We start from the raw sequence: 16,384 nt of genomic DNA on the forward strand, positions 1-16,384 counted from the left end.
GCCGCCCGGAGCCGGCCGGCGCAGCAGCGGCTGCGGCGTCCCCGCCCGCGGCCGAGCCCGCCGCGGCCGGCATCGCGCAAACAACCGCGCAGTCCGCGGCGGCCCCCGAACACGAACCGTTGGCCGCCAGGTCTGACGTCATCGCCCAGCCGCAAGCGCAGTCGGCCGCGGAAGCCGCCACCGAGACGCCCGAGGCCGATGTCCTGGTGGCCGATGCCCCGGCCACGGCCCCCGAAACGCTGCAGCCGGTGGCTGTGCTGTCCGCGGAGGATGTGGCCATTCCACCCGCTGCTGCCGCCGCCGGCGCCGGCATCGGCGTCGAGACGCATGATGTGACGCTGGAACAGATCCGCCAGGAGGCGGAGACGCTGCTGGCCGAACTGAAGGCGCTGGCTGCCGGCCGGCAAGCGGCGCCGCAGGCGGACGCAGGGGCGGATGCGCCGGTGGCCGGGACGGTCGGGCAAGCCGGGATAGTTGAGCAAGCCGACCTGGCCGAACAGGTCGAGGCCCGAACGCCTGGCGCCACCGATAGCGACGCCGCACCGGATACCGCCGGTATTCAGGCCGCGCAGCCGGCGATCGCCGAAGCGGCTCCGGCTGCGTTGCGCGAGCCCATCCTGCTCGCTGACGCATTGGAGGCGCCCGCCGCGGACGAGCCGGAGGCGATAGCCGGGACGGAGACCGGCACGGAGACTGGCACGGAAGAGGGCGCCGACAGCGTGCTCGATGCCAACCTGCTGGTCGAGCATCGCGGCGAGAGCATCGCGGCGGCTGCAACTGCCGCCATCGCGCAAAGCGTTGCCGTGGCCGCCGGCCAGATGGCGTCCGAGGCAGACCGGGCCGGTCCGCAAGCGCAGCCGGAAGTGGAGCCGGAGGTGGAGCCGGAAGTAGAGCCAGAAGCAGGGCTGCATGTTGCCGACGATGCGGGAGCCCGGGCAGGGGCCGAGTCTGGAGCGGGGACGGATATCGATGCCGATGCCGCTACGGATGCAGGTGCCGGCGCCGGGCCGGAGGGTCATGTTGTCCACGCACCCGAAATCACCGAATCCGAACAAGAAGTCGTAGCCGAAGCCGTAGCCGTAGCCGAAGCCGAAGCCGAAGCCGAAGCCGAAGCCGAAGCCGAAGCCGAAGCCGTAGCGCAGCCCGAGCCGGCGCCGGAAATGGAAACGGCCGCGGCCGCGCCCGCGCCCGCTCCACAGCCCGGGACGGCTCCCGCCGCCCCCACGCCGAAGCCCCGTATCGTACTGCCCGCCGTGGTCGGCAAGACCGTGCCGCTGGCCCCCGCTGCACCGGCGCTGCCGCCCGCGCAGGCCATCGCCGTCACGCCTGCGCCCGCCCGCATCGCCGACTACCGCCTGCCGCCGCTGGCGCTGCTGGAGGCCGCCTCGTCCGATGTCGAGCAGGTCAGCGAAGAACGCCTGCAGGAAACSGGCRAMCTGATCGCSCAGCGYCTGGCCGAGTTCAAGGTGCCGGTGTCGGTGGTCGGCGCCWSSGCCGGSCCGGTSATCACGCGCTTCGAGGTGGACCCCGCGATGGGTGTGCGCGGCGCGCAGGTGGTCGGCCTGATGAAGGACCTCGCGCGCGCGCTGGGGGTGACCTCCATCCGCGTGGTGGAAACCATTCCCGGCAAGACCTGCATGGGCCTGGAACTGCCCAATGCGCGGCGCCAGATGATCCGCCTGTCCGAGATCGTGGCGGCTTCGTCCTTCCTCGCGCACAATTCGCACCTGGTGCTGGCGATGGGCAAGGACATCACGGGCAATCCCGTGCTGACGGACCTGGCGCGCGCGCCGCACCTGCTGGTGGCCGGCACCACCGGCTCGGGCAAGTCGGTGGCGGTCAATGCCATGATCCTGTCGCTGCTCTACAAGGCCACGCCGGACGATGTGCGCCTGATCATGATCGACCCCAAGATGCTGGAGCTGTCGGTCTACGAAGGCATCCCGCACTTGCTCGCGCCGGTGGTCACCGACATGAAGCAGGCCGCGCACGCGCTCAACTGGTGCGTGGGCGAGATGGAAAAACGCTACCGCCTGATGTCCGCGCTGGGCGTGCGCAACCTGGCCGGCTTCAACCAGAAGATCCGCACCGCCGAGGCCGCGGGCGAGCACGTGCCCAACCCGTTCTCGCTCACGCCGGACGCGCCCGAGCCGCTGCGCAAGCTGCCGCTGATCGTGGTGGTGATCGACGAACTGGCCGACCTGATGATGGTGGCCGGCAAGAAGATCGAGGAACTGATCGCCCGCCTGGCGCAGAAGGCGCGCGCGGCCGGCATCCACCTGATCCTCGCCACGCAGCGGCCTTCGGTGGACGTCATCACCGGCCTGATCAAGGCTAATATCCCGACCCGCGTGGCCTTCCAGGTCTCGTCCAAGATCGACTCGCGCACCATCCTCGACCAGATGGGCGCGGAGAGCCTGCTGGGGCAGGGCGACATGCTGTTCCTGCCGCCCGGCACCGGCTACCCGCAGCGCGTGCACGGCGCTTTCGTGGCCGACGAGGAAGTGCACCGCGTGGTCGAGCACTGGAAGCAGTTCGGCGAGCCTGACTACGACGAAGCGATCCTCGCCGGCGACCCGGGCGAGGCCGCGGCCGCCGACCTGTTCGGCGAAGGCGGTGGCGATATCGAGGCAGATCCGCTCTACGACGAAGCCGCGGCCTTCGTGCTCAATACGCGGCGCGCGTCGATCTCCGCCGTGCAGCGCCAGCTGCGCATCGGCTACAACCGCGCGGCGCGCCTGATCGAGCAGATGGAAGTGGCGGGCCTGGTCTCGCCGATGGGCCGCAACGGCGCGCGCGACGTGCTCGCGCCAGGCTCCGGCGACTAGACCGCGGCGGGGTCGGGGCCGGGGTTTGCGGCGCCGATCCCGCCTTGCCGGGCTGCCGGCATGCAAGAAGACGCACATCCCGTGCGCAATGGCCGAATAGCGCCATCTTTTCCTCGCTAATGTCCGCCTGCGCGTCGCGCCGCCTCCAATATGCTGGGGTCATCGAACTTCGGCAGGCCAGCATGGGCGAAGAACAGACAATCCCGGTTTCCCTTTCCCTCGACCAGCTCAAGGCGTTCGCCACCGTGCTGACGCAGGGCTCGCTACTGCAGGAGGCGACGCTGCGGGTCGTCGCCGAGTGCGAGCAGAAGGCGATCATGGCCAATCAGATGCGCTGCGCACGACAGCGCCAGTGGGATTGACATCTCTGCAACCGGTTCCCGAGCGCTAAAGGATCTCCAGTGAAAAATGTCGCCGAACAGTTCTTGGATGCGGACAACTATGAGCCGCCTCCGCTCAGGCAGGTCCTTGGCGAGGATGCCGACGCCATCGACGCCATCGACGCCAACGACGCCATCGATGGCAGCGAGCTTGCGGATCCCGCGACCGGCCAGCCCGATGGCAAAGAGGGCCCGCGCCAGTTCCCGCGGCTGCTGCCGGTGGCGGTCGCCTCCGCCCAGTCCGGCGCGCGCACCGTCAAGGTGGCCGACATCGCCGGGTTCGAGCGACTCGTCGAGCAGAACGCGCTGACGGAATTCCGCGTGTTCCGCAGCTTCGGCTACTCAGTGGTCCTGTTCTTCCACGCCGCGGAGATGGTCTTCTATACCGTGCTCTACCAGGACGGTTCTCCCTGGCGCGTGATGACTTCCGTCGATCACGAGGCCAGCGAGTCGGTTTTCGTCCACTTCGAGGAGCGTACACGGCGCTGGGCCGAGGGCGAGGCACGCTGCGCGCTGGTCAAGGCAAGGAACGAGCAGATGGCGCGGATGTTCGAGCAATCGGAGCAGAGAGCGGAGCGCCTGCGCAGCGACCTGCAGCGCGTTGCCATGCAGGACCAGGCGCTGGGCAGCCGCCAGCAACAGGTGCGCAGGGAACTGGCCCGGCTCGAGGGCCTGCGCGTCACCGCCCAGGCCCAGCTCAACAAGTCCACCCGCCAGGCCCACCAGCTCATGCTGGCCGAGAGCGAAGGCTTGCCGCATCTGCCGGGCCGCTGAGAACGCGTACGGCGAGCCGCCCGGCACGCCTCGGCACACCTGCGCACAATTTGCCCGCGTGAGCCGGCACAATGCGGGACCGGCATGCATTGCGCCATGCCGGCCGCCCGCGCTGTGGAGACGATGATGGACACGACAGACAAGCCGGCCGGCGCCACGCCGCCGGCAATCCCGCATGGCAATCTGCTGGCCGGCGTGCCGGTGGAGCGCGCCGCCGAGCGCTTCGACGCCTTGCTCGAGCGCCCTGGCCTGAAAATCGAGCGCATCGTCTCGAATGGCCAGGCCAGCCCGCCGGACTTCTGGTACGACAGCGCGCAGGACGAATGGGTGCTGCTGCTCAGCGGCAGCGCCGGCCTGCACATCGATGGCGAAGCCGAAGCGCGCCGCCTGCTGCCCGGCGACTGGCTGTATCTGCCGGCGCATTGCCGCCATCGCGTGGCCTGGACCGATGCGGCGCAGCCTTCGGTCTGGCTCGCCGTGCATTGCGAACCGGGTGCGCAAGGCTGAGCCAGCGCTCGTCCCGCATCCGCATGCCCGACACCCGCATACCCATATGCGGGCCGCTGCTCTATGCATAGACGAAATGCGCGCTTCGGCGCGGGGCGCCGCTCGGCTATCGTGTGAGCTTGGCAAGCCAACCAGTCCATAGCGGGCTCGCCGCRTATCCAGCGGCCTGATAACCCGCCCATCCCGAATCATGTCTTTCCCGCTCCAGGCGCGGCTACCCGCGCGGCTCCCCGAGTCCTCGCCAGCGCGGGCACGCGCCGCCACTGTTGCCGGTGCAACAGCGATTCAACAAGCTGCGCCTGCAGCTGCTGCGATCGCGCCGCCGATCGTCGCAGGTGGCCGCAAATGGCCGCGGATAGCTCCAATCGCGGGCGATCCGTGCGGGCTTGCTTCTTGCGTCGTCAGCCGACAAGCGCACGCGGCAAGCGCCGGCGGACGGCCGATCGTTTTCCCCGCGGCGTCAATCCGGATCCATTCCTCAGGAGGTTTTCTCAATGGCTAAACCGCTGAACGTAGTTGCCGTCAACGGCAGCGCGCAGCAACCGTCGCGCACGCTGGCGCTGGTCCAGGCACTGCTGGACGAGCTGGACGCGCGGCTCGCGATCCAGCGCCGCATCGTCAACCTGGGCGACATCGCGCGGCCTCTGGGCGCCGCGCTGACACGCGCGGAACTGCCCCACGAGATCGAAAGCGAGCTGGTGGCGATCGAGCAGGCGGACCTGCTGCTGGTGGCGGCGCCGGTCTACCGCGGTTCCTATCCGGGCCACTTCAAGCACCTGTTCGACCTGATCGGGCAGGAGGCGCTGGTCGACAAGCCGGTGCTGCTGGCCGCCACCGGCGGCAGCGACCGCCACGCGCTGGTGCTGGAGCACCAGTTGCGGCCGCTGTTCGGCTTCATGCAGGCGCTGACCTTGCCGATCGGCGTGTACGGCAGCCCCGGCGAGTTCGAGCACTACAAGGTGAGCAGCCCCGCGCTGGCCGAGCGCATCCGCCTGGCCGCCGATCGCGCCGCGCCGCTGTTTGCCGCGCACCGCCGCACGGCGCTGCAGCGCGCCGCCTGAGGAGCACGCCGGCGATGAACGTATTCTGGTTCCTTCCCACCCACGGCGACGGCCATTACCTCGGCACCACCGAAGGCGCGCGGCCGGTCTCGCTGCGCTACCTGAAGCAGATCGCGCAGGCCGCGGACGACCTCGGCTACTACGGCGTGCTGATTCCCACGGGACGCTCCTGCGAGGACTCCTGGGTGATCGCCTCGGCTGTCGCGCCCTGGACCGAGCGGCTGCGCTACCTGGTGGCCATCCGCCCGGGCATCATCTCGCCCACGGTGTCGGCCCGCATGGCGGCCACGCTGGACCGCATCACCAACGGCCGGCTGCTGATCAACGTGGTCACCGGTGGCGATCCCGACGAGAATCGCGGCGACGGCCTCTACCTGGATCACAGCCAGCGCTATGCCGCGTCGGCCGAATTCCTGCGCGTATGGCGCCGCGTGCTCGAAGGCGAGGCAGTGCATTTCGCGGGCGAGCACATCAAGGTGGAGAACGCCAAGGCGCTCTATCCGCCGGTGCAGCGCCCCTATCCGCCGCTGTACTTCGGCGGCTCCTCGGAAGAGGCGCACGAACTGGCGGCCGAGCAGGTCGACGTCTACCTGAGCTGGGGCGAGCCGCCCGCCGCGGTGGCGCAGAAGATCGCCGACGTGCGCGAGCGCGCCGCGCGGCTCGGGCGCACGGTGCGCTTCGGCGTGCGGCTGCACGTGATCGTGCGCCGCACCAGCGAGGAAGCATGGCGCGCCGCGGACCAGTTGATCGCGCAGATATCCGACGAGACCATCGCCGCCGCGCAGACATCGTTCGCGCGCTTCGATTCGGTCGGCCAGCGCCGCATGGCGCAGTTGCATGGCGGGCGCCGCGACCAGCTCGAGATCTATCCCAACCTGTGGGCCGGCGTGGGCCTGGTGCGCGGCGGCGCCGGCACCGCGCTGGTGGGCAGCCCGCAGGAGGTCGCGGCGCGCATCAAGGAGTATGCCGATCTTGGCATCGAGAGCTTCATCTTCTCGGGCTACCCGCACCTGGAGGAAGCCTACCGTTTCGCCGAACTGGTGTTCCCGTTGCTGCCCGAGCCGTATGCCAGCCTTGCGCGCGGCGGCGCCACCAACCTGACCGGACCGTTCGGCGAGATGATCGCCAACGACGTGCTGCCCGGCAGCAAGGCCGCGGCATGAGCGTGCGCCCGCGCGTGGTGCCGCTGGACCCGCGCCGCACGGCCCAGGCGCTGGCGCGCGACTTTGCCGGGACCGCCGCCGAGCGCGATGCGCGCGGCGGCACCCCCAAGGCCGAGCGCGATGCGCTGCGCGCCAGCGGCCTGCTGGCCCTGACCATTCCCGCCGAGCTCGGCGGGCTGGGCGGCAGCTGGGCCGACATGCTGGCCGTGGTGCGCACGCTGGCCAGCGCCGATGCGTCGCTGGCCCATGTCTATGGCTTCCATCACCTGACACTGGCCACGCTGCGGTTGTTCGGCAACGCCGGCCAGTGGCGGCCGTGGTGGGAGCAGACCGCGCTGCGCGGCTGGTTCTGGGGCAACGCGCTGAACCCGCTCGATGCGCGCACCGTGGCCAGCCGTGGCGCGGCCTGCTACGAATTCTCCGGCAAGAAGAGCTTTTGCTCCGGTGCCCTCGATTCCGAGATGCTGGTGGCATCGGCGCTGGAAGATGGCAGTGGCCGCCTGCTGATCGCCGCGCTGCCGACCAGCCGCAGCGGCATCACGCCGCATCATGACTGGGACAGCATCGGCCAGCGCCAGACCGACAGCGGCAGCGTCTCCTTCGAGCGCGTGCGCGTCGAGGCGCAGGAACTGCTGCTCGACCCGGGGCCGCTGAGCACGCCGTTCGCGTGCCTGCGGCCGCTGCTGGCGCAACTGGTGTTCTGCCATACCTTCCTGGGCATCGCCGAAGGCGCCTTCGAGGAAGCGCGCGGCTATACGCGGAACGAGGCGCGTCCGTGGTTCCGCTCCGCGGCCGCGCACGTCACCGAGGATCCCTATGTGCTGGCGCGCTACGGCGAGTTCTGGGTCGGCCTGGAAAGCGTGCGGCTGCTGGTGGAGCGCGCCGCCGCCCACTTCGACAAGGCCTGGCAGGCCGGCGAGCGGCTCGATGCCGATGCGCGCGGCGCGCTCGCGGTCGACATCGCCGCGGCCAAGGTGGCTTCGACCCGCACCGGGCTCGACCTCGCCAGCCGCATCTTCGAGGTCACCGGCGCGCGCGCCACGCACGGCGCGCTGCGGCTGGACCGCCACTGGCGCAACCTGCGCACGCAGTCGCTGCACGACCCGCTCGACTACAAGCTCCACGAACTCGGCGACTGGGCACTGAACGGCGCCGTGCCAAGCCCATCCTTCTACTCATGATCCCATGCAGCTAGTGTCCTGGCCACCGCCGGCGTCGCGTCCGGCGCAGCACCTCGCGCACGTCTTCGCCGACACGAGATCTCTGGCCCTGCTCAGCCACGTGGAAAAGGTCGCGCCCAGCGAGGCCAGCATCCTGATCGTGGGCGAGACCGGCACCGGCAAGGAGATGATGGCGCGCCACGTCCACAACCTGAGCGCGCGCCGCCACCGGCGCTTCGTCGCGGTCAACTGCGGCGCGTTCTCCGAGTCGCTGGTCGATGCCGAACTGTTCGGCCACGAGAAGGGCGCCTTCACCGGCGCCCTCGGCGCCAAGCCGGGCTGGTTCGAGGAAGCCGACGGCGGCACGCTGTTCCTCGACGAGATCGGCGACCTGCCGATGTCGCTGCAGGTCAAGCTGCTGCGCGTACTGCAGGAGCGCGAAGTGGTGCGGCTGGGTTCGCGCAAGCCGGTGCCGATCGACGTGCGCGTGCTGGCCGCCACCAACCGGCCGCTGGACGAAGCCATCCGCAACGGCAGCTTCCGCAAGGACCTGTTCTATCGCCTCAACGTGGTGACGCTGGAGATCCGTGCGCTGCAGGAACGCCCCGGCGACATCCTGCCGCTGGCGCAGCATTTCCTGCGCAAGTACGGCGAGCGGCTCGGCTACGGCGAGGTCGCGCTGAGCCCGGACGCGCAGCGCAAGCTGCAGCGCTATGCGTGGCCCGGCAATATCCGCGAGCTGGAGAACGTGCTGCACCACGCCTTGCTGACCTGCCAGCACGACTGCATCGACGCCGGCGACCTGCATGTGCGGGAGCCGGGCGGGGACGTCACCGCGGTGCTGCCCGATGCGGCTCCCGGCGTGGCGCTCGCCGCGGGCGCCATGCCGGCCGCCGCCGGGCCGGACGATGAAGCTGCCTCCGCCTTGCTGGAACGCGCGCTGCTGCGCCTGTTCGAGCAAGCACCGGAAGGCGTGCACGAAACCGTGGAGAGCGCGCTGCTGCGCGCCGCTTTCCGCTACTGCCGCTTCAATCAGGTCCACACCGCGGCGCTGCTTGGCCTGAGCCGGAACATCACGCGCGCCAGGCTGATCCAGCTTGGCGAGCTGCGCGTCAACCGGCGCAAGCCGGGCGAGCCAGAAGAGCCGGCGAGCACCGATCCGGCCGGCATCGGCGAGGCCGCCGGTGGCACGGCACAAGCCGGCGCCGCGAAGGTATTCGCCATCGCCATCTGAACCTGGGTCAGGCCGGCGTCCAGGGCAACAATCCAACCAGGCGCAACACCGCCATTTCCACCATGCCAGAAAAAGATCATTTCCCCGCGTCGGCCGAACTGGCCGCCCGCTTCCGCCCACTGTTCGCCGGGATCGCCGAACGCGCGGCCGAACGCGAGCACACGCGCGAACTGGCCTTCGATGCCGTGAAACTGCTGCGCGAGTCCGGCTTCGGCGCGCTGCGGGTGCCGGTGGCGCTAGGCGGGTTCGGCGCCTCGCCCGAGCAACTGGCCGAACTGCTGGTCGAGCTGGGCGCGGCGGACTCCAACCTGCCGCAGATCCTGCGCGCGCATTTCGGTTTCGTCGAACGCCTCTATGCCGAGGTGGCGCCCGCGCTGCGCGAACGCTGGCTGAGGCTGGTGGCCCAAGGCACCATCTTCGGCAACGCCACCACCGAGACCGGTGACGGCACGCTGGGCCGGCATCGCACTACGCTGACGCGTGACGCAAGCAACGGCGAAGGCTGGCGCCTGGACGGCGAGAAGTTCTACAGCACCGGCACGCTCTATGCGGACTGGATCGCGGTGGCCGCCAACCGTGTCGGCGAGGACAGCGCGCCCGACACCGTCGATACGGTCTACGTGCTGGTGCCTGCCGATGCGGCCGGCATCGAGCGCGTCGACGACTGGCGCGGCTTCGGACAGCGCCTGACCGGCTCCGGCACCACGCGCTTCGACGGCGTGACGGTCGGCGATGCGCAGGTGCTGAGCTTCCCGCGCAATGTGCCCACCTCCATGACCGCCTTCTTCCAGCTGGTGCACCTGGCCACGCTGGCCGGCATCGCGCGCGCGGTCGAGCGCGACGCCGCCGCCTTCGTGCGCGCGCGGCGCCGCGTCTACAGCCACGGCAGCGGCGCCACGCCGGCCGAAGATCCGCTGGTGCAGCAAGTGGTGGGACAGTTGAGCGGCACCGCCTTCGTCGCCGCCAGCGCGGTCGCCGCGGTGGCGCAGGGCCTGGGCGAAGTGGACCGCGTGCGCCAGCGCGGCGAGACCGTGCCCGCGGCCCTGCTCGACGAGGTGGAACTGCGCGCGGCCAAGGCGCAGTCGGTGGTGCCCGACCTGGTGCTGGCAGCCGCCACGCGCCTGTTCGATATCGGCGGCGCCTCGGCCCTCGACGAAAGCCGCCGGCTGGACCGGCACTGGCGCAATGCCCGCACGCTGGCCTCGCACAATCCGGCCATCTACAAGGCGAGGGCGGTGGGGGACAACGCGATCAATGGCGCCGCGCCTACCTACTACTGGTCGGTGGGCGCCAAGGCGGCCTGACCGGTCCGGTGGGGCTCAGGCCGCCAGCGGCACGATCTCGCGGGCGATAGCCTCGCCCGACGCTGCCCACGCCACGCGCAGGTCGTAGGCTGCCTGCAGGTTCGCCCAGAATTCCGGCGTGGTGCCGAAGTAGCGTGCCAGGCGTAGTGCCGTCTCCGGCGAGATGGCGCGCTTGCAGCGCACGATGTCGTTGATGCGGGGTGCCGGGACATGCAGGGCCATGGCCAGGGCATGCGCCGTCATGTTGTTCGGAACGAGGAAGTCCTCGCGCAGGATCTCGCCGGGGTGGACCGGCTCGATGCTTTCGCCGGTGGCGACATCCGAGAAATCGACCTTGTTCAGGTCCGCGCGCTTGATCGTCATGGTGGCCTCGATGGTCGATGTGGTCGATGTGGTCGGTGTGGTCAGTGGTAGTCGGTGATTTCCACCTCGTAGGCGTCGCCGCTGCCAAAGCGGAAACAGATCCGCCACTGGTCGTTGATCCGGATGCTCCACTGGCCCTTGCGGTCAGCCTTGAGTGCCTCCAGCCGGTTGGCGGGCGGCGCCCGCAGGTCCTCGAGTGCGGCCGCCGCGTCGAGCATCTCGAGCTTGCGGAGCGCGGGCCGCTGGATTTCGCGCGGAAGGCTGCTCACGAACTTGCCGGCGTACACCGCTGCGGTGGCCTTGCTGGCGAAGCTTCGAATCATGTCGGCAATCCTATAATGCGTTGAGTTTAACGTCAAGCGTTATTCGCTTCACGTTAAGTCGCGTCCGCGCGATGCACACGCCGGCACGCTGGGGTTGCGGATGGCGGCGCCGATATGACGCTTGCGGAAATAGAAACGGGTGCGCGAGGCGCCTGGGGGAAGGCAACCGCGCCTCGCGGCATGCGCAAGGCGCGGGGGCGAAGACGCCCGGGTGTTGAAGCGTGCCGGGACGTCCGGGGTGCTGAAGGCGGAGGTTTCATGAGGTCCATGCATGGCGAACCGCTCGCGGTCCAGCCAGAGAGCGTAAATCCGCTCTCCCCGGGCATGCATGGGACGATTCTCAAGGCGCCCGGTTAGTCGGCCGTATCGGGCCCTGCCGGCCCGGCCCGCGCTCAGGGCGCCCGCAGCAGCCGCGCGCAGCGGTCGCCCAGCCACTGGATGATGCTGACCAGGCCGATCAGCAGCACGATCACCACCACCATCACGGTGGTGTCGAAGCGCTGGTAGCCGTAGCRGATGGCGATATCGCCGAGCCCGCCCGCGCCCACCGCGCCGGCCATGGYCGACGCGCCTACCAGTGATACCACGGTGATGGTGAAGCCGCCCACGATGCCGGGCACGCTGCCCAGGGCGCGGTGCAGGCGCGGCGACGCGAGCACGCCGCCGGGCGCGCTGAGCACCAGCACCAGCGCCAGCGGAATGCCCAGCGCCACCGCCACCAGTGCCGAGGCGCCGACCATGGTCAGCGTATCGAACAAGCCTTGCCAGATACGTTCAATGGTCAGTGGGGACATAGCCGATCACCTTGGCGTGTTGGGACTGGATGGCGGCGGCCAGCGCCTCGGGCGCCAGCCTGGTACCGGGCGCGGCCAGCAGCAGGCGGCCCTGGCTGTGGCCCTGGATGCGGTCGATGCCGGCGTGCAGCAGGCGCACGCGGCCACCCAGCGCGGCGGCGATGCCGGCCAGCTCGGGGGCGGCGCCTGCGCCGCTGTAGCGCAGCTCGACCAGTTGTTCGCAGGCGCCGTGCGCCGGCGGCGCGGCCTGCAGTTTCTGCGCGAGGTCTTCGGGCAGGCCGGCTTGCAGGGGCTGCAGCAGCGCCTGCGTGGCGGCATGGCGCGGATTGCCGAACACTTCCCAGACCGGGCCATGTTCGGCGATGCGGCCGCCCTCGAGCACCAGCACGCGGTCGCAGATGTCGCGGATCACGCGCATCTCGTGCGTGATCAGCACCACGGTCAGGCCGAAGCGCCGGTTGATGTCGCGCAGCAGCGCCAGGATGGACTGCGTGGTTTCCGGGTCCAGCGCCGAGGTGGCCTCGTCGCACAGCAGGATCTGCGGCCGGTGCACCAGCGCGCGGGCAATGCCCACGCGCTGCTTCTGGCCGCCGGAGAGCTGGCCCGGGTAGGCGTACTGCTTGCCGTCCAGCCCGACCAGGCCGAGCAGTTCCTCTACCCGCGGCGCGATCTCGGCGCGCGGCACGCCGGCCACCTTGAGCGGCAGCGCCACGTTGTCCCATACGGTCTTGGCCGAGAGCAGGTTGAAGTGCTGGAAGATCATGCCGATGCGGCGGCGCAAGGCCACCAGCGCGGCGGCGTCGAGCGTGGCAAGGTCGGCGCCGTCCACCAGCACACTGCCGCTGCTGGGCGTTTCCAGCCGGTTGATGGTGCGCAGCAGGCTGGACTTGCCGGCGCCGCTGCGACCGATGATGCCGAACACGCCGCCGGCGGGGATGTCGACGTCGATCTCGCGCAGCGCATGCACGTCGCCGGCCGGCGTGTGGTAGACCTTGCAGACCTGCCGGAAGGCGACGGCGCCGGCGGCGTTCGTGGCCTGCCTGGTGTTCGTGGCGGCATCGCGCGGGCTGCCGGCATGGGCGGGCAGGCTCGCCCGGTCGGGCGCGGCTCCGAGCCGGCGCAGGAAGGTCAGCGTGCCCATGGCGTCACTGCTTGCGCCACGGCAGGCTATAGAGCTTGTCGTTATTGGCGTAGGACTCGCGCAGCTTCTGCAGCACGGCCGGCGACTCCTGGTAGAGCCTGACGAAGCGGGCGATGCGCGGGTCGCCGGCATTGTCCTGGCGGCTGACGAAGCGGATGGCAAAGTAGACGTCGTCCACGCCGGAATAGAGCAGGCCGGCGCCAGCGATCTGCGGCTTGCCCGCGTTGACGAAGTGGGCCGGGTAGCCTTGCGCCAGGTCCACGTCGTCGAGCGCCCGTACCAGTTGCGGGCCTTCGATCTCCACGAACTTGAGTTTCTTCGGGTTGGCCACGATGTCGTCGAGCCCGCCGCGCGCACCCACGCCGTCGCGCAGCTTGATCAGCCCGGCTTTCTGCAGCAGCAACAGGCCGCGGCCCTGGTTGACGGGGTCGCTGGCCACGCCCACGCGCGCGCMGTCCTTGAGCTCGTCGAAGCGCTTGATGCGGCTGGAGTACAGGCCGATATTGGGCAACACGCCCACTGCCACGCTCTTGAAGGCATAGCCGCGTTCCTTCACGGCATTGTCGAGGAAGGCCTGGTGCTGGAAGTAGTTGAGGTCGAGATCGCCTGACGCCAGCGCCACGTTCGGCGTGGTCCAGTCGGTCAGCTCGACCACCTTCACGTCCAGGCCCTGCTTGCGCGCCTCGGCCGCGGCCACTTCGACCGAGTCGGCCAGCGCGCCCGGGGTGACGCCGATGCGCAGCGGCGCGGCATGGGCGGCATGCAGGGCCGTCGCCAGGGAGAAGCCCGCGAGGGCGGAAATCAACAGTCGCTTGAGTGTCATTTGCTTGGATGCCCGGTTGAAACGGAAGTGGATGCGCAGTGGCTTGCGCGGTTGTTTGCGCAGTTGTTTGAAACCTGCCCGGCCGCCTTAGTCCGACAGCCGGCGGAACTGCGCCGCCGCGTGGCGCGCCGGCAGGCGATCGCCTTCGCCGAACAGCTTGCCGCGCAGGCTGCCCTCGGCGTAGCGGGTCTTGTAGAGGCCGCGGTTCTGCAGCTCGGGCACCACCAGCTCGACGAAGTCCTCGTAGCTTTCCGGCACCACGGTGCGGCTCAGGTTGAAGCCGTCGATGCCGGTCTCGTCGATCCAGGACTGCAGCTCGTCGGCCACCTGCGCGGCGTCGCCGACGATGGCCGGATAGCGCCCGCCCAGCTCGAACAGCTCCAGCAGCCGCCGGCGCGTCCAGCCGTGCTGCTGGGCTGTGCGCGTGGCGGATTCAATGGCGTTGCCGCCGTTGTAGTCGACCGGTGCGTCGAGGTCGTAGCGGCCGAAGTCCACGCCGGTGCTGGCGGCGAAGTGGGCGAGGCCAGCCTCGCGGCTGGCGTAGTCCTTGTAGTCGGCGTGTTTCTGGCGCGCCTCGGCATTGGTGCGGCCCGCCACCACGGCGGCGCCGGCGAATACCTTGATATCGTCGGGCCGGCGGCCGGCCGCCATCAGTTGCTCGCGCAGCGCGCGCACGGTGTTGCGCGCGGCTTCCTTGCTGGGCGGCGAGATGAATACGCATTCGGCGTGGCGCGCGGCGAATTGCTGGCCGCGCCCCGAGCTGCCGGCCTGGAACAGCACCGGCGTGCGCTGCGGCGACGGCTCGGCCAGGTGACAGCCCTCGACCTTGTAGTACTTGCCCTGGTGGTTCACCTTGTGCACGCGGCCGGGGTCGGCAAACACGCGCGCGGCCTTGTCGCGCCGCACCGCGTCGTCTTCCCAGCTGCCTTCCCACAGCTTGTAGAGCACCTCCAGGTATTCGTCGGCGCGGTCGTAGCGCTCGTCGTGGGCGATCTGGTTGTCCAGTCCCATCGCGCGCGCGGCGCTGTCCAGGTAGCCGGTGACGATATTCCAGCCCACGCGCCCGCGCGTGAGGTGGTCAAGCGTGGAGAAGCGCCGCGCCAGCAGGTAGGGCTGCTCGTAGGTGAGGTTGACGGTGACGCCGAAGCCCAGGTGCTGCGTCACGGCGGCCATCGCCGATACCAGCAGCAGCGGGTCGTTGACCGGCAACTGGATCGATTCGCGCAGCGTCACGTCCACGTTGCCCTGGTAGATGTCGTACACGCCCACGATGTCCGCGATGAACAGGCCGTCGAACAGGCCGCGCTCGAGCGTGCGCGCCTGGCCGGTCCAGTATTCGATCGTGTTGTAGTCGATGGAGCGGTCGCGCGGATGCGTCCACAGGCCGTGGTTGATATGGCCCACGCAGTTCATGTTGAAGGCGTTGAGCAGGATTTGCTTGCGTGCCATCAGAGGGCTCCGTGCCGGGTGGGAAGGCGGTCGTTGAGGTAGTAGTTGCCGACCGCGTGGTACTTCCAGCGCACCGGGTCATGCAGCGTGTGAGTGCGTGCGTTGCGCCAGAAGCGGTCCAGCCCCAGGCCATCGAGCGTGGCGCTGGTGCCGGCCAGCTCGAACAGCTTGCTGCCGGCCAGCAGCGATGCGGTGGTGGTGAGCGCGCGCGCCTCGGCCACGGCGATCGAGGCCGCGGCCACGCTGCGCTCGTCCGGCGCGGCCTGGGCCACGTCGACGATGCGCCCGGCGCGGCGCAGCAGCGCTTCGGCCGCGCGCAGGCGCACCGCCACCTCGCCCACCTGGTGGATGGTCAGCGGATCGTCCGCGGCGCGCGCCACGCCGGCATCCAGCCACGGGCGCGACTGCTCGCGCACGAAGGGCAGCGTGGCCTCGAAGGCGCCGCGGCCGATGCCGAGGTCGATGGCGGCGTGCATGATCTGCGCCACCGGGCCGATGGTGGTGGGCTGCTCGAAGGAGGCCAGGAAGGGCACCACCCAGTCCGCCTCCACGCGCACGTTCTCGAACGTGACAGAGCCACTGCCGGTGATGCGCTGGCCGAAGCCGTCCCAGTCGTCGGTGATGGTCACGCCCGGCGCGGTGCGCGGAACGACCGCCAGCAGCGTGACCTCGCGGCCGTCCTGCTCGGCCACCACCAGCGTGGGGATCCAGTGCGCATAGAGCGCGCCGGTGCAATAGAACTTCTTGCCGTCCACGCGCCAGCCGTCGCCGTCGGGGCTGAGCCGGGTGCGGCGCTTGAAGTCCTTGTGGCCGATCTCGGCAAGCGCGTTGCCGAAGCGTTCGCCGGCCAGCGCGCGTGCGTAGAAGAAGCGCTTCTGCGCTTCGCTGCCGCCCACGCGCAGCACTTCCAGCGCATAGAAATGGTTCTGCGGGATCTGCCCCAGCGAGCCGTCGGCGCCGGCGATGGTGGCGATCACCTCGGCCAGCGTCACGGTGCAGACGCCGGCGCCGCCGAACTCGCGCGGCACCGTGATGCCCCACAGGCCGCTGGCGCTGAAGGCGTCGAGCTCGGCCCAGGGC

The 16,384-nt window shown here is 70.0% G+C and carries 16 protein-coding genes; 9 read left to right on the forward strand and 7 right to left on the reverse strand.

The features are described 5' to 3' along the window. The first annotated feature begins 272 nt into the window (after positions 1-272). The 9 genes from AC1DO7_RS34420 (at position 273) to AC1DO7_RS34460 (ending at position 10,411) form a co-directional block, all read left to right on the forward strand. On the forward strand, positions 273-2,828 hold the full coding sequence (locus AC1DO7_RS34420) for a DNA translocase FtsK (protein ID WP_477117130.1): 2,556 nt from the start codon (positions 273-275) through the stop codon (positions 2,826-2,828). 182 nt (positions 2,829-3,010) lie between these two features. Next, positions 3,011-3,190: a hypothetical protein gene (locus AC1DO7_RS34425; protein WP_441615585.1), complete on the forward strand. Its 180-nt coding sequence runs from the start codon at positions 3,011-3,013 to the stop codon at positions 3,188-3,190. A gap of 39 nt (positions 3,191-3,229) precedes the next feature. After that, the gene (locus AC1DO7_RS34430) at positions 3,230-3,982 is read left to right on the forward strand and encodes a DUF2968 domain-containing protein (RefSeq protein ID WP_441615587.1); all 753 of its coding nucleotides are present in this window, start codon (positions 3,230-3,232) and stop codon (positions 3,980-3,982) included. Positions 3,983-4,108: 126 nt separating this feature from the next. Beyond that, positions 4,109-4,489 (forward strand): cupin domain-containing protein, encoded by a 381-nt coding sequence (locus AC1DO7_RS34435; protein ID WP_441615739.1) that lies wholly within the window; start codon positions 4,109-4,111, stop codon positions 4,487-4,489. A gap of 494 nt (positions 4,490-4,983) precedes the next feature. Then, on the forward strand, positions 4,984-5,550 hold the full coding sequence (msuE, locus tag AC1DO7_RS34440; RefSeq protein WP_441615589.1) for an FMN reductase: 567 nt from the start codon (positions 4,984-4,986) through the stop codon (positions 5,548-5,550). Between the two features lie 14 nt (positions 5,551-5,564). After that, positions 5,565-6,713 (forward strand): FMNH2-dependent alkanesulfonate monooxygenase, encoded by a 1,149-nt coding sequence (ssuD, locus tag AC1DO7_RS34445; RefSeq protein ID WP_441615591.1) that lies wholly within the window; start codon positions 5,565-5,567, stop codon positions 6,711-6,713. Further along, complete coding sequence (locus AC1DO7_RS34450) at positions 6,710-7,894, forward strand: acyl-CoA dehydrogenase family protein (protein WP_441615593.1); 1,185 nt, start codon at positions 6,710-6,712, stop codon at positions 7,892-7,894. Before ssuD ends, AC1DO7_RS34450 begins: the two co-directional genes overlap by 4 nt. Positions 7,895-7,898: 4 nt before the next feature. Beyond that, entirely contained in the window at positions 7,899-9,107 is a 1,209-nt protein-coding gene (locus AC1DO7_RS34455; RefSeq protein ID WP_441615595.1) for a sigma-54 interaction domain-containing protein, read from the forward strand. A gap of 62 nt (positions 9,108-9,169) precedes the next feature. Next, positions 9,170-10,411, forward strand: a complete 1,242-nt coding sequence (locus AC1DO7_RS34460) for an acyl-CoA dehydrogenase family protein (protein WP_441615597.1) — start codon at positions 9,170-9,172, stop codon at positions 10,409-10,411. Positions 10,412-10,426: 15 nt separating this feature from the next. Here AC1DO7_RS34460 and AC1DO7_RS34465 read toward each other — a convergent pair whose 3' ends face one another. From AC1DO7_RS34465 to AC1DO7_RS34495, 7 genes are all read right to left on the reverse strand, one after another. After that, positions 10,427-10,774, reverse strand: coding sequence for a HigA family addiction module antitoxin (locus AC1DO7_RS34465; protein WP_441615599.1), 348 nt, complete (start codon positions 10,772-10,774; stop codon positions 10,427-10,429). 41 nt (positions 10,775-10,815) lie between these two features. Beyond that, entirely contained in the window at positions 10,816-11,097 is a 282-nt protein-coding gene (locus AC1DO7_RS34470) for a type II toxin-antitoxin system RelE/ParE family toxin (RefSeq protein ID WP_441615601.1), read from the reverse strand. Positions 11,098-11,489: 392 nt separating this feature from the next. Then, complete coding sequence (locus AC1DO7_RS34475; RefSeq protein ID WP_477117127.1) at positions 11,490-11,891, reverse strand: hypothetical protein; 402 nt, start codon at positions 11,889-11,891, stop codon at positions 11,490-11,492. Continuing rightward, positions 11,872-13,032: a methionine ABC transporter ATP-binding protein gene (locus AC1DO7_RS34480; RefSeq protein ID WP_441615604.1), complete on the reverse strand. Its 1,161-nt coding sequence runs from the start codon at positions 13,030-13,032 to the stop codon at positions 11,872-11,874. The genes AC1DO7_RS34475 and AC1DO7_RS34480 overlap by 20 nt, the downstream gene beginning before the upstream one ends. A gap of 4 nt (positions 13,033-13,036) precedes the next feature. Further along, a complete protein-coding gene (locus tag AC1DO7_RS34485; protein ID WP_477117128.1) occupies positions 13,037-13,855 on the reverse strand; it encodes a MetQ/NlpA family ABC transporter substrate-binding protein in 819 nt (272 codons plus the stop codon). 87 nt (positions 13,856-13,942) lie between these two features. Continuing rightward, on the reverse strand, positions 13,943-15,304 hold the full coding sequence (locus tag AC1DO7_RS34490; RefSeq protein WP_441615608.1) for an LLM class flavin-dependent oxidoreductase: 1,362 nt from the start codon (positions 15,302-15,304) through the stop codon (positions 13,943-13,945). Continuing rightward, a partial coding sequence (locus AC1DO7_RS34495; protein WP_477117129.1) for an SfnB family sulfur acquisition oxidoreductase occupies positions 15,304-16,384 on the reverse strand: 1,081 nt, incomplete at its 5' end. The genes AC1DO7_RS34490 and AC1DO7_RS34495, both read right to left, overlap by 1 nt.

The sequence above is a fragment of the Cupriavidus sp. 05N40 genome (assembly GCF_056397305.1).

Coding starts and splice junctions, on each gene's coding strand:
- AC1DO7_RS34425 (WP_441615585.1), top strand. CDS start 3,011: ATGGGCGAAGAACAGACAATCCCGGTTTCCCTTTCCCTCGACCAGCTC.
- AC1DO7_RS34460 (WP_441615597.1), top strand. CDS start 9,170: ATGCCAGAAAAAGATCATTTCCCCGCGTCGGCCGAACTGGCCGCCCGC.
- AC1DO7_RS34465 (WP_441615599.1), bottom strand. CDS start 10,774: ATGACGATCAAGCGCGCGGACCTGAACAAGGTCGATTTCTCGGATGTC.
- msuE (WP_441615589.1), top strand. CDS start 4,984: ATGGCTAAACCGCTGAACGTAGTTGCCGTCAACGGCAGCGCGCAGCAA.
- AC1DO7_RS34480 (WP_441615604.1), bottom strand. CDS start 13,032: ATGGGCACGCTGACCTTCCTGCGCCGGCTCGGAGCCGCGCCCGACCGG.
- AC1DO7_RS34470 (WP_441615601.1), bottom strand. CDS start 11,097: ATGATTCGAAGCTTCGCCAGCAAGGCCACCGCAGCGGTGTACGCCGGC.
- AC1DO7_RS34435 (WP_441615739.1), top strand. CDS start 4,109: ATGGACACGACAGACAAGCCGGCCGGCGCCACGCCGCCGGCAATCCCG.
- ssuD (WP_441615591.1), top strand. CDS start 5,565: ATGAACGTATTCTGGTTCCTTCCCACCCACGGCGACGGCCATTACCTC.
- AC1DO7_RS34455 (WP_441615595.1), top strand. CDS start 7,899: ATGCAGCTAGTGTCCTGGCCACCGCCGGCGTCGCGTCCGGCGCAGCAC.
- AC1DO7_RS34450 (WP_441615593.1), top strand. CDS start 6,710: ATGAGCGTGCGCCCGCGCGTGGTGCCGCTGGACCCGCGCCGCACGGCC.
- AC1DO7_RS34490 (WP_441615608.1), bottom strand. CDS start 15,304: ATGGCACGCAAGCAAATCCTGCTCAACGCCTTCAACATGAACTGCGTG.